This window comes from Rhodococcus sp. OAS809, assembly GCF_040546695.1.
Lineage (GTDB): Bacteria > Actinomycetota > Actinomycetes > Mycobacteriales > Mycobacteriaceae > Rhodococcus_F > Rhodococcus_F qingshengii.
In genome coordinates, this window is sequence record NZ_JBEPOI010000003.1 from 83038 (window position 1) to 96072 (window position 13035).

At 60.6% G+C, this 13035-nt stretch carries 18 protein-coding genes; 5 read left to right on the plus strand and 13 right to left on the minus strand.

All coding sequences use genetic code 11. The features are described from left to right. Positions 1–271: 271 nt before the first annotated feature. Positions 272–418, plus strand: coding sequence for a hypothetical protein (locus tag ABIE52_RS33000; protein WP_192713287.1), 147 nt, complete (start codon positions 272–274; stop codon positions 416–418). A gap of 190 nt (positions 419–608) precedes the next feature. Continuing rightward, complete coding sequence (locus ABIE52_RS33005) at positions 609–848, plus strand: hypothetical protein (RefSeq protein WP_192713286.1); 240 nt, start codon at positions 609–611, stop codon at positions 846–848. Here the strand turns inward: ABIE52_RS33005 and ABIE52_RS33010 are convergent. The 5 genes from ABIE52_RS33010 to ABIE52_RS33030 form a co-directional block, all read right to left on the minus strand. Beyond that, positions 845–1189 carry a hypothetical protein gene (locus ABIE52_RS33010; RefSeq protein WP_192713285.1) on the minus strand — a complete coding sequence of 115 codons (345 nt, stop codon included), beginning with the start codon at positions 1187–1189 and terminating at the stop codon, positions 845–847. The genes ABIE52_RS33005 and ABIE52_RS33010 overlap by 4 nt on opposite strands. A gap of 136 nt (positions 1190–1325) precedes the next feature. Further along, complete coding sequence (locus ABIE52_RS33015) at positions 1326–1733, minus strand: hypothetical protein (protein ID WP_192713284.1); 408 nt, start codon at positions 1731–1733, stop codon at positions 1326–1328. A 201-nt stretch (positions 1734–1934) separates the two neighbouring features. Continuing rightward, on the minus strand, positions 1935–3044 hold the full coding sequence (locus ABIE52_RS33020) for a hypothetical protein (RefSeq protein ID WP_192713283.1): 1110 nt from the start codon (positions 3042–3044) through the stop codon (positions 1935–1937). A gap of 47 nt (positions 3045–3091) precedes the next feature. Next, positions 3092–4291, minus strand: coding sequence for a hypothetical protein (locus ABIE52_RS33025; RefSeq protein WP_192713282.1), 1200 nt, complete (start codon positions 4289–4291; stop codon positions 3092–3094). Next, positions 4288–4665 carry a hypothetical protein gene (locus tag ABIE52_RS33030; RefSeq protein WP_192713281.1) on the minus strand — a complete coding sequence of 126 codons (378 nt, stop codon included), beginning with the start codon at positions 4663–4665 and terminating at the stop codon, positions 4288–4290. The genes ABIE52_RS33025 and ABIE52_RS33030 overlap by 4 nt, the downstream gene beginning before the upstream one ends. 250 nt (positions 4666–4915) lie before the next feature. Between ABIE52_RS33030 and ABIE52_RS33035 the strand changes: the two genes are divergently transcribed. Beyond that, complete coding sequence (locus ABIE52_RS33035) at positions 4916–5110, plus strand: hypothetical protein (RefSeq protein ID WP_192713280.1); 195 nt, start codon at positions 4916–4918, stop codon at positions 5108–5110. Between the two features lie 310 nt (positions 5111–5420). Further along, positions 5421–5789, plus strand: coding sequence for a hypothetical protein (locus ABIE52_RS33040; RefSeq protein WP_192713279.1), 369 nt, complete (start codon positions 5421–5423; stop codon positions 5787–5789). A gap of 43 nt (positions 5790–5832) precedes the next feature. On the opposite strand, the gene ABIE52_RS33045 is transcribed toward ABIE52_RS33040, so the two are convergent. From ABIE52_RS33045 to ABIE52_RS33080, 8 genes are all read right to left on the minus strand, one after another. Beyond that, complete coding sequence (locus tag ABIE52_RS33045; RefSeq protein WP_192713278.1) at positions 5833–6465, minus strand: hypothetical protein; 633 nt, start codon at positions 6463–6465, stop codon at positions 5833–5835. Between the two features lie 82 nt (positions 6466–6547). Then, the gene (locus ABIE52_RS33050; protein ID WP_192713277.1) at positions 6548–7351 is read right to left on the minus strand and encodes a neutral zinc metallopeptidase; all 804 of its coding nucleotides are present in this window, start codon (positions 7349–7351) and stop codon (positions 6548–6550) included. Positions 7352–7429: 78 nt separating this feature from the next. Next, positions 7430–7807, minus strand: coding sequence for a hypothetical protein (locus ABIE52_RS33055; RefSeq protein ID WP_192713276.1), 378 nt, complete (start codon positions 7805–7807; stop codon positions 7430–7432). A gap of 149 nt (positions 7808–7956) precedes the next feature. Next, positions 7957–8334, minus strand: a complete 378-nt coding sequence (locus ABIE52_RS33060) for a hypothetical protein (RefSeq protein WP_192713275.1) — start codon at positions 8332–8334, stop codon at positions 7957–7959. Positions 8335–8562: 228 nt separating this feature from the next. Next, a complete protein-coding gene (locus ABIE52_RS33065; RefSeq protein ID WP_192713274.1) occupies positions 8563–9081 on the minus strand; it encodes a transcriptional regulator in 519 nt (172 codons plus the stop codon). Positions 9082–9205: 124 nt separating this feature from the next. Further along, positions 9206–9442 carry a hypothetical protein gene (locus ABIE52_RS33070; protein ID WP_354541594.1) on the minus strand — a complete coding sequence of 79 codons (237 nt, stop codon included), beginning with the start codon at positions 9440–9442 and terminating at the stop codon, positions 9206–9208. A gap of 444 nt (positions 9443–9886) precedes the next feature. Next, a complete protein-coding gene (locus tag ABIE52_RS33075) occupies positions 9887–10717 on the minus strand; it encodes a hypothetical protein (protein WP_192713272.1) in 831 nt (276 codons plus the stop codon). A gap of 119 nt (positions 10718–10836) precedes the next feature. Further along, positions 10837–12063, minus strand: a complete 1227-nt coding sequence (locus tag ABIE52_RS33080; protein ID WP_192713271.1) for a hypothetical protein — start codon at positions 12061–12063, stop codon at positions 10837–10839. Positions 12064–12412: 349 nt separating this feature from the next. Here ABIE52_RS33080 and ABIE52_RS33085 point away from each other — a divergent pair, with 349 nt between their 5' ends. Next, positions 12413–12919 carry a single stranded DNA-binding domain-containing protein gene (locus ABIE52_RS33085; RefSeq protein ID WP_192713270.1) on the plus strand — a complete coding sequence of 169 codons (507 nt, stop codon included), beginning with the start codon at positions 12413–12415 and terminating at the stop codon, positions 12917–12919. Positions 12920–13035 lie beyond the last annotated feature (116 nt).

The following is a 13035-nucleotide window of genomic DNA, read 5'->3' on the forward strand; positions in this document are numbered from 1 at the left end:
AAGACCGCGGTGATCAATGGCCCAGCCGGTGGCCCCTCATTGTGAATCCGTAGAGCGCTTCTCGGTACGTCGCACGTGACAAGCTCGAAGCCTCCGGATCGCTTCAACTCCGTTACATGGTCTCTGTCGATCTTCACAATCTTGCGGATCCGAGTCAAAGACGTTGGCGAGCAGCTGGTCTCGCGGACTCCTCGGAGCGCAGTGACAAACTGCGGCAGCGAAGCCGCCACCGAAGACGTCGTGACCAAGGAACCGTCACCAGGAGGCATCAATGGCGAACGACCGCGGCGACAAGAATATTCGAGTCTTGCACCAGGAATACAACTGCGCCATCGCGAACGGACTCGTGATCAAGGCCCGAAGGATCTCAAGGCAGATCGCTCGGTTCGAGGAACTTGATCGGCACGAGCGGCAATGAACCAATATCCGCGGAAAAGATCACGCGCAGTATCAATTTCACCAAATTCCACGCCCGAATTTGCGGCGGACCGGGCGCGCGGTGTTCTCACCAGCGCGATCCCTCACCACACCCATGGCTGGGCCAGAGCGACGACAGCGTTGTCGTCGCTTCCGTGATCCCTGCCGACGCTCTCGAAGGAGTTCGCATCATGGCCGTCACCGAACTGACTACACAGAACCCGATGCACCGCGAAATGAACAAGGGTCTAATGGTCGCTTTCATCAATGCTGACCTGCTGGAACGGGCTGCGCTCGATGTTCGTACATCCATTGTCTTGTACGACGCGGACGGAGACTTCCTGTACGCGGTCCCCGAACTGCCCGATGAGAAGCTCATGGCTTCTCTGGAGGCCCGCGCCGGGGTCACCTTCTGGTCGAAAGGGATCTAGTCCTCGCCATGTTCTTGTTCGGCACTGAGCCCCATCGCGGAGACCACCAAGAGCACCGCGCCTGCGCCGATCGCGGACACCGGGAGTGAGACCAACAATCCGACCACGCCTTCACCGATGATGACCACCATCGAGATAAGGCCGGCCACCACGGCAGACACCGTTCCGATGACAACCAGTCGGCGATCATTCTGATCGTCGGCTGGTTGTTTTTCCGCTGGTGACGACTCCTCGTCAGTGTCAGCTTCGGACCAACCTTGCGCGAAAGCCTCCGAGTTCACCGCCAACCCCAGCATGGCGCCGATAGCAGCCCAGAGGAGTGCACCCAGCACGATCAACATTTACTCTCCCCAACCTCGTGACCCGATACGCAAGAAAGCCCCCCGGTTTCCCGGGGGGCTTTCTCTCAAGTACGAATACCTGCGGTTGTGACACCGAGGCTATCAGCCGTTCCGGATTCTTCGCAAACTGTCGTGCTCAGGCTGGAGCGACTGCCACTCCGGCCTCTCGGCCGGGCAGTGTTTCACCGGTATCCGCGTCGATGCCGTACAGGTTCTCGAACAGCGTCGGAGCAACCCACGCCTGCGCGCTCATCGCCATGTTCGCGTGCTCCTTCGCCTCCGCCGCAACGTCGGGATCCTCGGAGTTGCGGCGCGGTCCGACGATGTCGATATGCATACTCAGCATCGCGAACAATCCTCGCTGAATGCCGTCGATGGCCTTGCCGTACTGAACCAACGTCTCAGTTGCGTCGTCTTCGAGTTTGCGTCGAGCTTCCCTCTCCTTATCGAGGTTCTGCTCGAGTTCCTTGGCGTTCTTCAAGATGCCGTTCAGCAGCGTTTTGATATCAACCTTTTGGCCTTCTGCGCCTTCGTCCGTGGACATGCACAGCTCCTGTTCTCTCCCCCGGCACCCAGGTCCGGAACGAAGGTCACACGGTGCGTCGAGAATCCTCAACCAATAACCGCCCGACCCGATGAACTAACAATTTCAGTTGTGACTATACACGGTAGACCTGCACAGACAGTGTTATAAAGACTGCGGTGTACATGTTCGCTGAATAACTCAAGATATTCTCGCATCGAGTCAGGTGGACGTCCCTCTGCCGGTCCTGTCAGGACCCGGACGGCCCTGTGTATCAACACGGCGGGCCAGCTCTCGTCGGGCTTGCCCCTCCATGTTGGCAAGCAAGCGCAGCGCCTTCGGCTCTGCCACATCGACCTCGTTCTCGGGGCGGTCCGTACTGGGGCGGACGACACGCAACCGCTCGGCTAGTGAGAAGTTCGTGATCAGATTCGTCAGGAATCCTTGTTTTTCGATGAGCACCGTCTTGCTGTGAATGGATCGGCCCGTTGCCTCCATTCGATCAAGTTGGTCGCCGAGGAGGGCCAGGCGTGCGTCGATGCTCGCCGTTCGCGCGAGGTCGCCGGTGTCAGAGAGTAGTTCGACCAACAGCTCCCCCTCCTCGTTGAGGCGTACACCGGTCACTCCAGCTGCTCGTACGACCATCGCCAAGGCCGCGGTAACTACGGCGGGGCGCGAAACCGTCCCGGACTCGGTTCCCATGCCCGAAGGTTCGATCCCGGCCGCGCGCAACGACACACTGACTCGCTCTCGTAGCAACTCCAACAGAGCTTCGTCCACCCGATCGACCTTCTTCACCGAGCCCGCGAGGTCGCTCAATGCCCGCGCACGCGCTGCGCTGACGCCAATGCAAGCACCTGCTTCCGTACCTACCTCGATGACCTTAGGACTGAAGGTGGCTTTCTTGCCCGCATACTTGCTCACCAGCAGGCCAGGGGCAGCCCCTGACAGCCGTTCCTGACTCCGCTGGCTCAGCTCTGCGGCCACCGAACTTGCGTGGGTCGCGGTGCCGGTCTCGGGTGAGTCTTCGGTCCGGGCATTGTCGAGGTCTCTGACCTGTTCCCGCAGAGAGTAGAGCTCGTCGATTCCAGTCAGGTACGCCTCGATGGCGACTTCAAGTTGCTCCGTCTGCACGCCCTTGAACAGACGCATCAACCGATTAACCCGAGATCCCGAGACCGTTTCCCAGACCTCATTGTTCTGTGGTGTGCCCCAACCGGTGAATCCTGCAGCGAACACATCTCGACTGTCGTTGCTGACGAACAGATCCCACAGCTTCCCAGCTCGGTCGAGCAGTTGCTCGCGGTCCTGTAGGCCGGATGTCTCACTCATCGAATATCCCCCTCCGAGTTGATTCCGTCATCGCGGTCACCGTCTCCCTATTCGCCGAAGTTCTGCTGGGGTGCCGGCGAGGTAGCGCCCTGCCGGAGGCGCTCCAGTTGTAGTGCCAAGTCGGTGCTGCCGTGATCCTCCGATTCAACTCGGGGATCCTCCGATGCCTCTTCGGTGATCTCAGCGAGTTCGAATTCGTTCGCGATGTCCGAATCGGCAATCTCCTCGAGTTGTTCACCAGCTTCGGGGGTCTCGGAGGGCATCTCGATATCGCCGGTCTCTGAACCCGCATCGTCGTGATCCATGGTCAGCTCGCACGCGGCGCCGCCTTCGGAGTCGTCGTCACTCTCGCCGCGACGGGCGGCCGCCAGTTCCGCGGTTGCGAGCTCGAGTCGACCTTCGAGCGTTGTGACCTGCACGGTCAGCTCAGCGACGCGAGTGGCGGCCACCTCTTTCGATTGGTCTGATTCTGCGCGTATCGAAGCTAACTGCTCTCGCAGTTCGGATGTTTCTTGTTCGTAACTGCTGACCGCGTTGAGCGCCAATTCCTGCGCGCGCATCGACTCTGCGCGGGCCTGCGTCGAGTCGATCAGCCCGGCTTGGCTGCGAAAGATCTCCGCTTCCAGCGGGCTCAACGCCGCGTATGCGTCCTGTGCTGCAACCATGCGGGTCGTTGGTGTGATGGTCATCTGGTCCTCGTCCTGTTCTAGTCCGGGATCCTCGGATATCTGATCCGAAATCACCGCGGCGTCTTCCTCGCCAACCACTGACATCACTGTCTCGTCGCCGGCGAACTCAGTTTCGGGAATCTCGACCTCGTCAATACCGTGCATGGTCTCTGTCGCAGCAGGGTCGGGCTTCGAATCCTCCTCGGGGAGGGCAGGTTCGGGGTCTGTTGCGCTCGTCGGGGGGATCGACAGTCCTAACAACCTGTTCAATCCTGTGTTCCCGTCGGTGTCTGCCATCTTTTTGCCAGCTCGCACCAAAGGGGAGACTGGCCGCTGTTGCCATCTTTGGTCGAATGACTCCATCTCCTCGGCCATCTTCTCGCTGCGTGGGTCGGCTCCGACCTGGCGGCCGGGTTCGATGAGAAGTCCGCGCACGCGCTCGTAATCGCTGCTGGCAGAAGGGGAATCCTCTGCTGCGCGGTCGGTGGCCGCGACTGGGGAATCGCTGGCGCCTGGAATCGATCCGAAGGTGACCACAACATCGGCTTTGCGTTCGGTAGGGGTCTGCTCGTCTGTCACAGCGGTGCCTGACCTAGTTCGCCGTCCTCGTCGTCGTCAGTGAGAATGTTGTCCCCACGAGCGAGTTCGATCAGCGTTGCGAATGTTGATCCCACCATCGAGTTCGTGGCTTGGACTTGAGTTTCGATCGACTTCACAGCATCGGCCAGCTGGTTGATACGGCCTACCAAGATGTTGTCGGCGTCGATCTCGAGGCCGGAACGGCGAGCGATTTCGTTTTCTACCGCGGTGGAGACGAAATCGTTGAAGTTCGGCGTTGTGCCGGCTGCCTCCGCGTCACGCGCTGCCCAGAACTTCGCCCGCTCGTAGGTTTCGATGTTCATCCTGATCGTGGGGCGGGCCACGGACGCCTTGTCCTTGTTTTCGGTTGCCACGTGTGAACAATCCACCCTTCTCGTCTATCTGCCAGTAGTTTGTCTACTGCCCCTATGTGACGTCATACATTACAGTATTTCACCTGCACAAAACCCGCCAAGTACGTCCGTCTGGAAAAACAAATGCTACTAACTCATTTCTGATGGATTCCTCCTGTTGGAGCGTCGCAGGATCCCATTTTTCAACGTGGCCACACGGCGTAGCCGCTGGCGGGGAGTACTCGATATCCCCCATCGAGAGAGGACCACCATGGCCGACTTCAGCACGATCAGTTCGTGGACCGAACGACTGATCGCCGCCCGCATATTGAGCCCTGGCGCTCGGAGCATGACGCCCGAGGCGGCCGCCGAACAGTACAACGCGGCAAATGCTCTCGAACCCGGCGATCCCGATTTTCTCGTTGCTCCTGTAGTGCAACCGATGCGGTCGAGCCGAAGCACCTGATCTGCTGGCGCACTGAAGGTGCGTGAGGGTTGATGGACGCACAAATCTCAACGTCACCCGATGTTCAGGGTCGGATCGATATGGCAATGGTCGGTCACAGCATCTGCTGTGGCCGACCATTTGTCTTTAACTTGCCGCCGCCATCAGGCACCCGAGGGAATCCGCTGGGCACCATCCGATCTGAGCCCACATCGGCTGGAAGTTTCTATCTCTGAGCGGCCGCGTACATGACGTTGGGATCGACGAAACGCAGTAGCGATCCGCAGTTCACCTCCCAGCGAGTGCGTCCTGTATTCGATACGCTGCGGACATGCGGGTTGACGGCATCAGGGATGAGGCTGTAGCAGAGGCTTGTGACGCTCTGCTGGAGTCGCTCGACGTGCTGCTCGAACGCCTCGCCAATCGCGTCGAGTCCGCGCCGGCCGCCGGCAGCGCCGAATGGAAAGACCAGTGGAGTGCACGAGAGTCCGCAGATGGACGCGAGCGACTCCGGCGACATCTCCTGGTCAAAATCGCAATCGCCACCGCAGCCCGCATCGATCCGACTCACGACATCGAGATGGCGCGACAAGCGGGAATCCCAGCGGACGACATCGCGCGTGCGACTGGTCGTAGAACGCAGCGGCGATCACCCCGCGGAAACGTCGATCTCCTGCCCACCCAGACGACGCTCTGGTAGTCGTAGGTTCGCCAGTAGGTACTGCCGCGCGGCCGCCCACAGATCAGGGTTGCACCGGCTTCGGCCAGGCTGTGGCGTCCTTGCCGGTCACCTTGGGGTGGGCGATGACGGCGGCAATGAACGCCGACATCGACATGCCCAGCCCGTGTGAAAGTGTCGCTGCCGTCGTTCCGCCTTCGAGCCAGATACTCGGATCATCTTCGAGGGAATAGCGAAATTCGGTATTCGACCGATTCAGCGGTTGGGCAACCACACCAGGTCCGGTCGTGCCATTCCACATCCACGCCACATACCCCAGGTAGCGGCCACTGCGGTGCATCCGACACGATCCGATCACCTCTGCCGCATAACCTTTCACCGCGTCCTGGAACCGACTGAAGGTCACCGACGCGCCTTCGTAGCGCCGCTCATCACCGGACATGACGGCGTACCCGTTCTCGGTCTTTCGCACCCCGCGATACCCGACGAAGTAACCACCGCTACTGCGCGGAAGTTCCGTCACGACGTATCCGTCGCCGGAAAACACCGGATCGTTCCACTCCAACGCGAACGCGGCAGGAATGACGGAGCGCATGTAGTCGACGGTCGCGCTGAACGCGGAGACCTCGGTATCGGTCAACGATCCCACACCGTGGGGGGCGTTCTCTTCCGCCTCACGAAGAGGATTCCTCGTCATCTCAGCTCCCGGGTAGTTGTGCTGTCCGTACCGGCACTCACCGGCGTTCTCGCGTCGCTTTTGATTTCCCAGCGCCGGAGATTCATCGAATCTCTGACTCCGGTGCGTTCCACGTGTCGCAGGAGCTGAGCCCTTCCTGCATCCCTCGGTTGAACCACATTCTGTTGTTGGCCTGACTTGGATGGGTGTCTTCGGGATCTTCGCCAGGGATGTCGATGTCGTCTTCCATGACGGACTCTTCGGCGTGGTACGGCAGGATGTGGTTCGCGCTGAAGCCGGACAGGCACTCCGCCTGGGCCTCGAGGCGCTTGGTCCACAACATCACCTCCCATGGGTCCTCTTCCAGTCTGGACAGCAACGACAGCTGTGAATGGAGCCCCATCGCCTCCTGAAGATGATGGCCGTATTCGTGGGTGGCAACTCTGACGAGGTCGAGCTCGCTGAAACCGTCGTACGTCCAGATTCGAATGGTGCGGTTGCGGGAGCAGTAGAAACTGACGCCGTACTCCTCGGCGCCTTCGCCGCAAAGAATAGGTGCATCGTCGCCGTAGAAACGCATGTCCACGTGAGGGGTCACCAAGTTGCCGCCGTCAAGTTCCTTGTCCACGACCGGACTCCACATCTCGTCCAGACAGCTCATCAGGCCCTCCGCGTACCGCTTCTGACGAGTGATGTCACCGCGCCATTCGACTGGCGTGCAGTCGACCTCCGGGAATTGCGTGTCCGTATCGGTCAATCGCTGGCTGGTTTCGGAGACCGCGGCATAGGACGGCAGCACCCGTCTCGCGAAGGACGCCGCAACATTGATCCCGATCACCAGCACCACGACAAGTCCGAGGGCAGTCGAGGTCACGATGATCGCTATCTGTTTTCCGGTCAAGCTCATTCGTTCACCTCAGGGCATGTCGTGGATCTCTTAATGTTCTGCAGTGCAGGGGATTTGAGTACTTGTGGGCGAGCTGGCTCATTCGTCGGGGTGCGTGCCTCGAGCCTGATGGTGGCCGGGTGTGTAGCCCGGTTTGTCGTAGCGGTTCACGGGCCGCTTATTCCGGTCGATGATTCGTGTCAGCCACAGCATGTCGACGTAGTCGAATCCGTTGGGATGCTTCTTCGTCAGGAAAGGAGTCCACCGCCACGCCATCCACACCGCGAGGAAACCGCCCCACACCAGGTAGGCAAGGATCGGCTGCTGCGTATCAGCGAGCCACAGGAAGACGATCGCCGCTACCCATGACGACCAGTAGATCGATCCGGCGTGGCGACGGTGCATCAGCGGCGGCGTCGAGACGATCATTGCTATCACAGCGGCGGCGCCAGCGGCCGCCGCGAAGAACGTGGTCATGGGCTCTGGACCTCCTTCAATGTCGAGTCCACCGGCCACTTGGGGACGCTCACATCCGGTACACGTCTGTGGGATTGGCCAGCCAACGAAAAATGCTTCGTCCTCCGCACAGCAGGCGACGAACGAAGCATTTTTCGACGGGGCGGGTACTACCAGTTCTGGATGAAGAAGAACTGCTGTGAACCCCGCGGCGGATTGAGCACGCCGAGCGAGATTTCTCCGCCTCGCGCTGCGGCTTCGTCGGCGAACTGGTCGAGGTGTCCTCGGATACCGTCAGTGCCTGCGTAAATCGATCCCGGGGCGACGCGCACACCGATCTGACTCCGCGTGGTGACAGATTCGATCGCATTGCCGGCGTTGATCTGTCCGAACAATGCGGTCTCACCCTGGTTCAGCTGAACCCCGATGCGCCCGTTGTCGTTGATCGGGGCGATAGCTGATGCTGCGCCCGCGCCGCTGAGCGCGATGGCTGCAATGCCGGCGGGAATCAAGGCGGATGCGGTAATCATCTTGCGTAGGCGCGTCATTCAGCTTCTCCTTCATCAGGGCCCGCCCCGATGTGAGTATCCGCCGGGCCACGTTTGTCTGGTTCTTCCGTCACAGTCAACGCCATGTCGCAAACAATGAGCAATCTATTCGGTTGGTTTGAGATGCAGCTCACTATGGGAAATCCGTTGAATGCTAAACAATTTCGATGAAATGGCTGGTCGGGCTCATTCCCCTTTGACGCGCGACAGTCTTCCGTTACAGCTCCGTTACCTCACCGGCTTACGTGTTTCGGCTCGTCCACGCGGCTTTGCGACAGGATGACCCTGATTGTTTCGCCACTGGGCTTCGGCCAGGCGGACATACCCAACGGAATCCGCGGGGATGGCGTGCCGTGATTCTGCAACTCTCAGCTTCGTGGCCAAATCGGCAAGCAAATCCAACGATTCGGACGAGAGGCCGTTGGCGGTGGACAGTAGGCGCTGTAGCTCTGAATCATCCAGTCTGGCAACGATCTTCTCGTCTTCGGCGTGCACAGTTTCACGATCACCGTCCCACGGGATGGTGAAGAAGTATCCGGGAGGCACGCCGAAGTACTTCCCGATCGATGCGACCACCTCGTCAGATGGACTGTCTCGCATACCTGTTCGAAGTTGCGACAGGTACGGGGTTGAGATTCGGCAGCCATGGGCAGCGATGCCTTTGACCGCCGCGCGATTCGTCAATCGGTGCCCTGATTTGGCGAACAACTCGTTGAGCCGAACCTGGAAGACATTCTCCTCCGTCACCCGTCCCACCACGCGGTACTCACACCCTCTCGGTTGAAAGTCAGTCGAATTCGCCGCGGCGCGCAGGAGTTCTGCGTCGTCTGACCCTCGGTTCCGATCACCGGACACCGGGGCACAACCACCATCAGAGCAGGAATCCGCGCTGAGCATCCGCCACGACCGCTGCAGCTGTCCTGGGCGCCCACGTCGCGTCGTCGAGCAGGCTCCATGTCGGATCATCGGTGTCCAAGGGTGTTGCCGCCAACTGGACACGTCGAACAAACCTGCCGACGACCGGGAACGACACTGCGATCCATCGCCACGCACCTTCGTCGGAGGCTATGCCGATTCGACTCATCACGGTCGTCGGTATCACAGACACGTCACCGTCCACTCCAGCGAGAGCAGCCGCGTTGACATTGACTACAGCTGACCACGACTGCACCGACGTTTTCGGACCCCTCGGTGACACTTTCAGGCCAGACCTGGTTCGCTGCGGCTTCTCCATGAATGTCGCGATCGACTGTGCCCAGGCCGCGTCACCGGTACGGCTCTGCGGTAGAGGGTGGGACCGGACCTGTCGCCGCACCGCCCTGCAGCCACCGACAACCTGTACGGCACCAACAGGTTGGGTCGCCAGTAGAAACTGCAACAGCGAGCCCACATCACCTGTTCTGCGAACATCCGAGATCGCAGCGCCGCTTGAATTGCGCGTTGGATTCAGCTGACGAAGCAGTGTCGGGTGCCCATATTCGAGACTCATTCTCCCCCTCCGAACTCTTCCTTCTCACAAACTGACCTCGCCCCCATGCGAAGGTTTGCGCCGCTAGCGGTTGCTTTCGAGTTCACCGACATAGAGTTTGAGTGAATCCGGAACGATGAAATAGACCTTGGCCGAACCCTCGCGCGGCTGCGCGGCACTCAAGACCATCACTGTGGTCGCGCCCGTGCCCTTGTCTGTGCCAAGTACCGAGGCAGGAAGCTGCGCGGAATCGACGATCGCCATCTTCTCGCTTTCCACAGTCAATGCACCGTTCGCTTCCGCACCAAGTCCGGGGCCGTCTGCCAGCGCGCTGGCGACCCGTGGCGCCGATCCTGAAATATCGACGACGACGTCGTATCGGTTCTTGCAGTCAGCGCCTTCCGGCTTGTCGCGCATAGTCGCGCATGACCACCACAGGCGCAGGGTGCCGTCGGCTGAAGCGAACAGACGGGCTTGTTGGTTGCCTGGGAAGCTCGAATCCGTGGCTGCCGTCTTCGCGATTTTCGGCATACTTTGCTCGGCCGGCCCGTAGCCGATCGACTTGACGGTCTCGGTCAGATCGAGACTGTCCGTGATTTTGATGCGCTGCGGCGGAGTCACGATCTCGTTGGTTTTCTTGTCGCGCCACACCGAGAATTCCGCGCTGTAGATCTCCGGGGTGAAACTCGGGGCATTTTCCGTGGAACTTGCATTCGCCCCAGTAGTGGCGTCACTGCCATTGTCTGCATCACTGTCGCCGGCAAGTACGACAATCACGATTGTGACCAGCACTATCAGCATTGCTGTGGCCATCGCACCGGCAATGACGACCGCCCGAGGAATGCTCGCCCACCATCCTGACTTGGGGAGTGGTGCCTGTGGGGTCGGCTGGCGGGGGTCGTTCGGTGCGGTCATTGCTTCATCTTTCCGTATTTATTTCCGAGACGACCTTTGCGTGTCGGAAATAGTGAACAGTGCAGTGGGTGTGCCTGCTTCTGTCCGATACGAAGTATCATCCGTCAGTTTCAAAATCACTATCTCACACCAATAACAAACTCGTACAACTTGTCCTGACCTGCCACGGTGACCCAGCCCTTCCCCGCGTCGTTCTTGTCCAGTGTCAGGCTGGTGATTTGTGCGTTGTCGGCAACGCCCTCACCGCGAAGCTGGAATCCGGCGACCGCGACACCGGACCCGAGGTCGATCGCTACCGCGTCGAGGCGGTTCGGTCCGGATGGTGTGGCTGCGCCCACAAGCGCTCCGGTGCTGTGTGTTCCCGTCGGCTGCGCGTTTCCGGCGGCGTTCTGAACAACCTCCGTGCCGCCGGTGTACCACCCGTCGGCGAGAGTCCGATCGACGACCGCAACCACCGACGCTCCGCGTCCTGACCGGAGCCCGTCTGTGACACCTGCCGTGTGCAGTTGTTCGACCTGCTGATCGTCCAGGCACACCAGGTCAGCGAGCCCTCCGACGACAAGATCTTTCGCCGGAGCCAGTGACGGTGGAGCTCCAGGCCCTGCCTGTTCCGCGATTGCTTGTTGACCTGGCCGTACGCCCAGTTGCGGTCCGGCTTGCATCAGAACTCGTGAGGGGCGTCCGTCGCCGGGGCCGGTCGCCGCCGCTACCCGGCGTTCGAGTGTGTTCGACCCGTCAGCGGTCATCGTTCCTGCTGCATCGTCACCAGTGCCCGGAAACCAGCACGCTCCGCTGACCGGGGTGATCAGGGAACCGGGCTGGTCGGTAACCACACCGAAGTAGTTGCCAGGCTCGTCAGGAGAGCGTCCCAGGTCCTTGACTACGCCGAACCGGTTTCCTGCGCTGACCGCGGTAGATCCTGTCGGGCCCACCGCCACCGACCACCCGTGGGCGACCTGAATTGATGCTTCGTGCGCTGCCGCGTATTCCGATCCGAAGGGGATCGGATAGAGAGTGCTCGAGGGGTCGACATCCGTGGCTGCCGCTGTATTCACCGAGATGAGTTCTCCTGGTGCCCCGCTTGTCACATCGGGTGCCGCAATCGCCAGAAGGTGACCGTCAGGGAGTGTGTCCATGCCGGTCACTCGGCCGGCGCCGGTCATAGGCCACGTTTTCGTCACCGTCATCGAAACGATCTCGGGGGCGCCGGCCGGGGCTGTCGCCTGGTCCGTCGCGGGTGAGGAGTAGTCGATACCTGCCGTCTGTACCAGGGAGCATCCAGCGGTTCCCGCCATCGCGACAGACGTTGTCACCATCGCCACAAGGATGCGTGTCGATTTATTCATCAGAGAAACTCCAGTTCGTCACAATCTGCCCGTGCCGTACGAATCGTTGCAGTTCAACTGGTGTGACGTTCCGTGGAAACGTGCGGCGAGAATACAGAAACAGTATCAGTTGAAGTTTGTCGTCAGCAGCTCCAGAGCACTAGTGCAAAGAATCCAGCAGCACAGCTGCCGGCAAGAAGACTTCGACCGGACAGTGCGCGAGAACACAGCGCACCGAAAGGCGCAAGCAACAAACCGCGAGAGGCAGAGCCTTCGCCGGAGAACAGCATGAACCCCACAGACACACCTGTCGTCGGGGTCGACCAGCCGAATCAACCCAGGGCAGCCTGGCACGAAATCAGGAGAAATCATGACCCAGATCAACGCCAACAACTTCGCCAAGGTCACCGGCCGTCTGACCCGCGACCCGATCTTCTTCGAGAACTCGAACGGCTCGAAGACCGTCAAGCTCACCCTCGCCTACTCGGAAGAGTTCGTGCGCAGCGGCAACGCCGAGCCCCAGGCTCGTTTCGTCGAGCTGACCGCATACGTTCCCGAGGGCAGCGGCGAAGGTCCGTACGCCTACGTCGTGCGTGGCTCGAAGATCGCCGTCTTCTACGAGCCCTACACGCAGGTCTTCAAGCGCGGTGGCAAGACGGTCTACGAGCCCACCAACGAGATCAAGGGTGTCACCCTCGAGGAGACCAAGGCGGAGACTGCCGCGCGACGTCAGCGCAACGAAAGTGAAGCCGGCGCGCCCGCCGACCAGGCTCCTACTCAGCAGGCTCCGGTGGAACAGGCTCCGGCCCAGCAGGCGTCGGAGGATCCGTGGTCTCAGGCCCCCCTCGCTCAGGGCGAGTACACACCGTTTTCCTGACCCGCTGAAGCAGCACCCACAGAACCGGACATCCCTACGCGGGTGTCCGGTTCTGTGGTTTAACGCCCACTTCCAGCGCCATGCGGCCGACGTTGATCCAACTTGGCCGCACGATC

Bases quoted from the DNA above. Each gene is read 5' to 3' on its own strand.
- ABIE52_RS33000 (WP_192713287.1), top strand. From the start codon at position 272: ATGGCGAACGACCGCGGCGACAAGAATATTCGAGTCTTGCACCAGGAA.
- ABIE52_RS33005 (WP_192713286.1), top strand. From the start codon at position 609: ATGGCCGTCACCGAACTGACTACACAGAACCCGATGCACCGCGAAATG.
- ABIE52_RS33010 (WP_192713285.1), bottom strand. From the start codon at position 1,189: ATGTTGATCGTGCTGGGTGCACTCCTCTGGGCTGCTATCGGCGCCATG.
- ABIE52_RS33015 (WP_192713284.1), bottom strand. From the start codon at position 1,733: ATGTCCACGGACGAAGGCGCAGAAGGCCAAAAGGTTGATATCAAAACG.
- ABIE52_RS33020 (WP_192713283.1), bottom strand. From the start codon at position 3,044: ATGAGTGAGACATCCGGCCTACAGGACCGCGAGCAACTGCTCGACCGA.
- ABIE52_RS33035 (WP_192713280.1), top strand. From the start codon at position 4,916: ATGGCCGACTTCAGCACGATCAGTTCGTGGACCGAACGACTGATCGCC.
- ABIE52_RS33040 (WP_192713279.1), top strand. From the start codon at position 5,421: ATGCGGGTTGACGGCATCAGGGATGAGGCTGTAGCAGAGGCTTGTGAC.
- ABIE52_RS33045 (WP_192713278.1), bottom strand. From the start codon at position 6,465: ATGACGAGGAATCCTCTTCGTGAGGCGGAAGAGAACGCCCCCCACGGT.
- ABIE52_RS33050 (WP_192713277.1), bottom strand. From the start codon at position 7,351: ATGAGCTTGACCGGAAAACAGATAGCGATCATCGTGACCTCGACTGCC.
- ABIE52_RS33055 (WP_192713276.1), bottom strand. From the start codon at position 7,807: ATGACCACGTTCTTCGCGGCGGCCGCTGGCGCCGCCGCTGTGATAGCA.
- ABIE52_RS33060 (WP_192713275.1), bottom strand. From the start codon at position 8,334: ATGACGCGCCTACGCAAGATGATTACCGCATCCGCCTTGATTCCCGCC.
- ABIE52_RS33075 (WP_192713272.1), bottom strand. From the start codon at position 10,717: ATGACCGCACCGAACGACCCCCGCCAGCCGACCCCACAGGCACCACTC.
- ABIE52_RS33080 (WP_192713271.1), bottom strand. From the start codon at position 12,063: ATGAATAAATCGACACGCATCCTTGTGGCGATGGTGACAACGTCTGTC.
- ABIE52_RS33085 (WP_192713270.1), top strand. From the start codon at position 12,413: ATGACCCAGATCAACGCCAACAACTTCGCCAAGGTCACCGGCCGTCTG.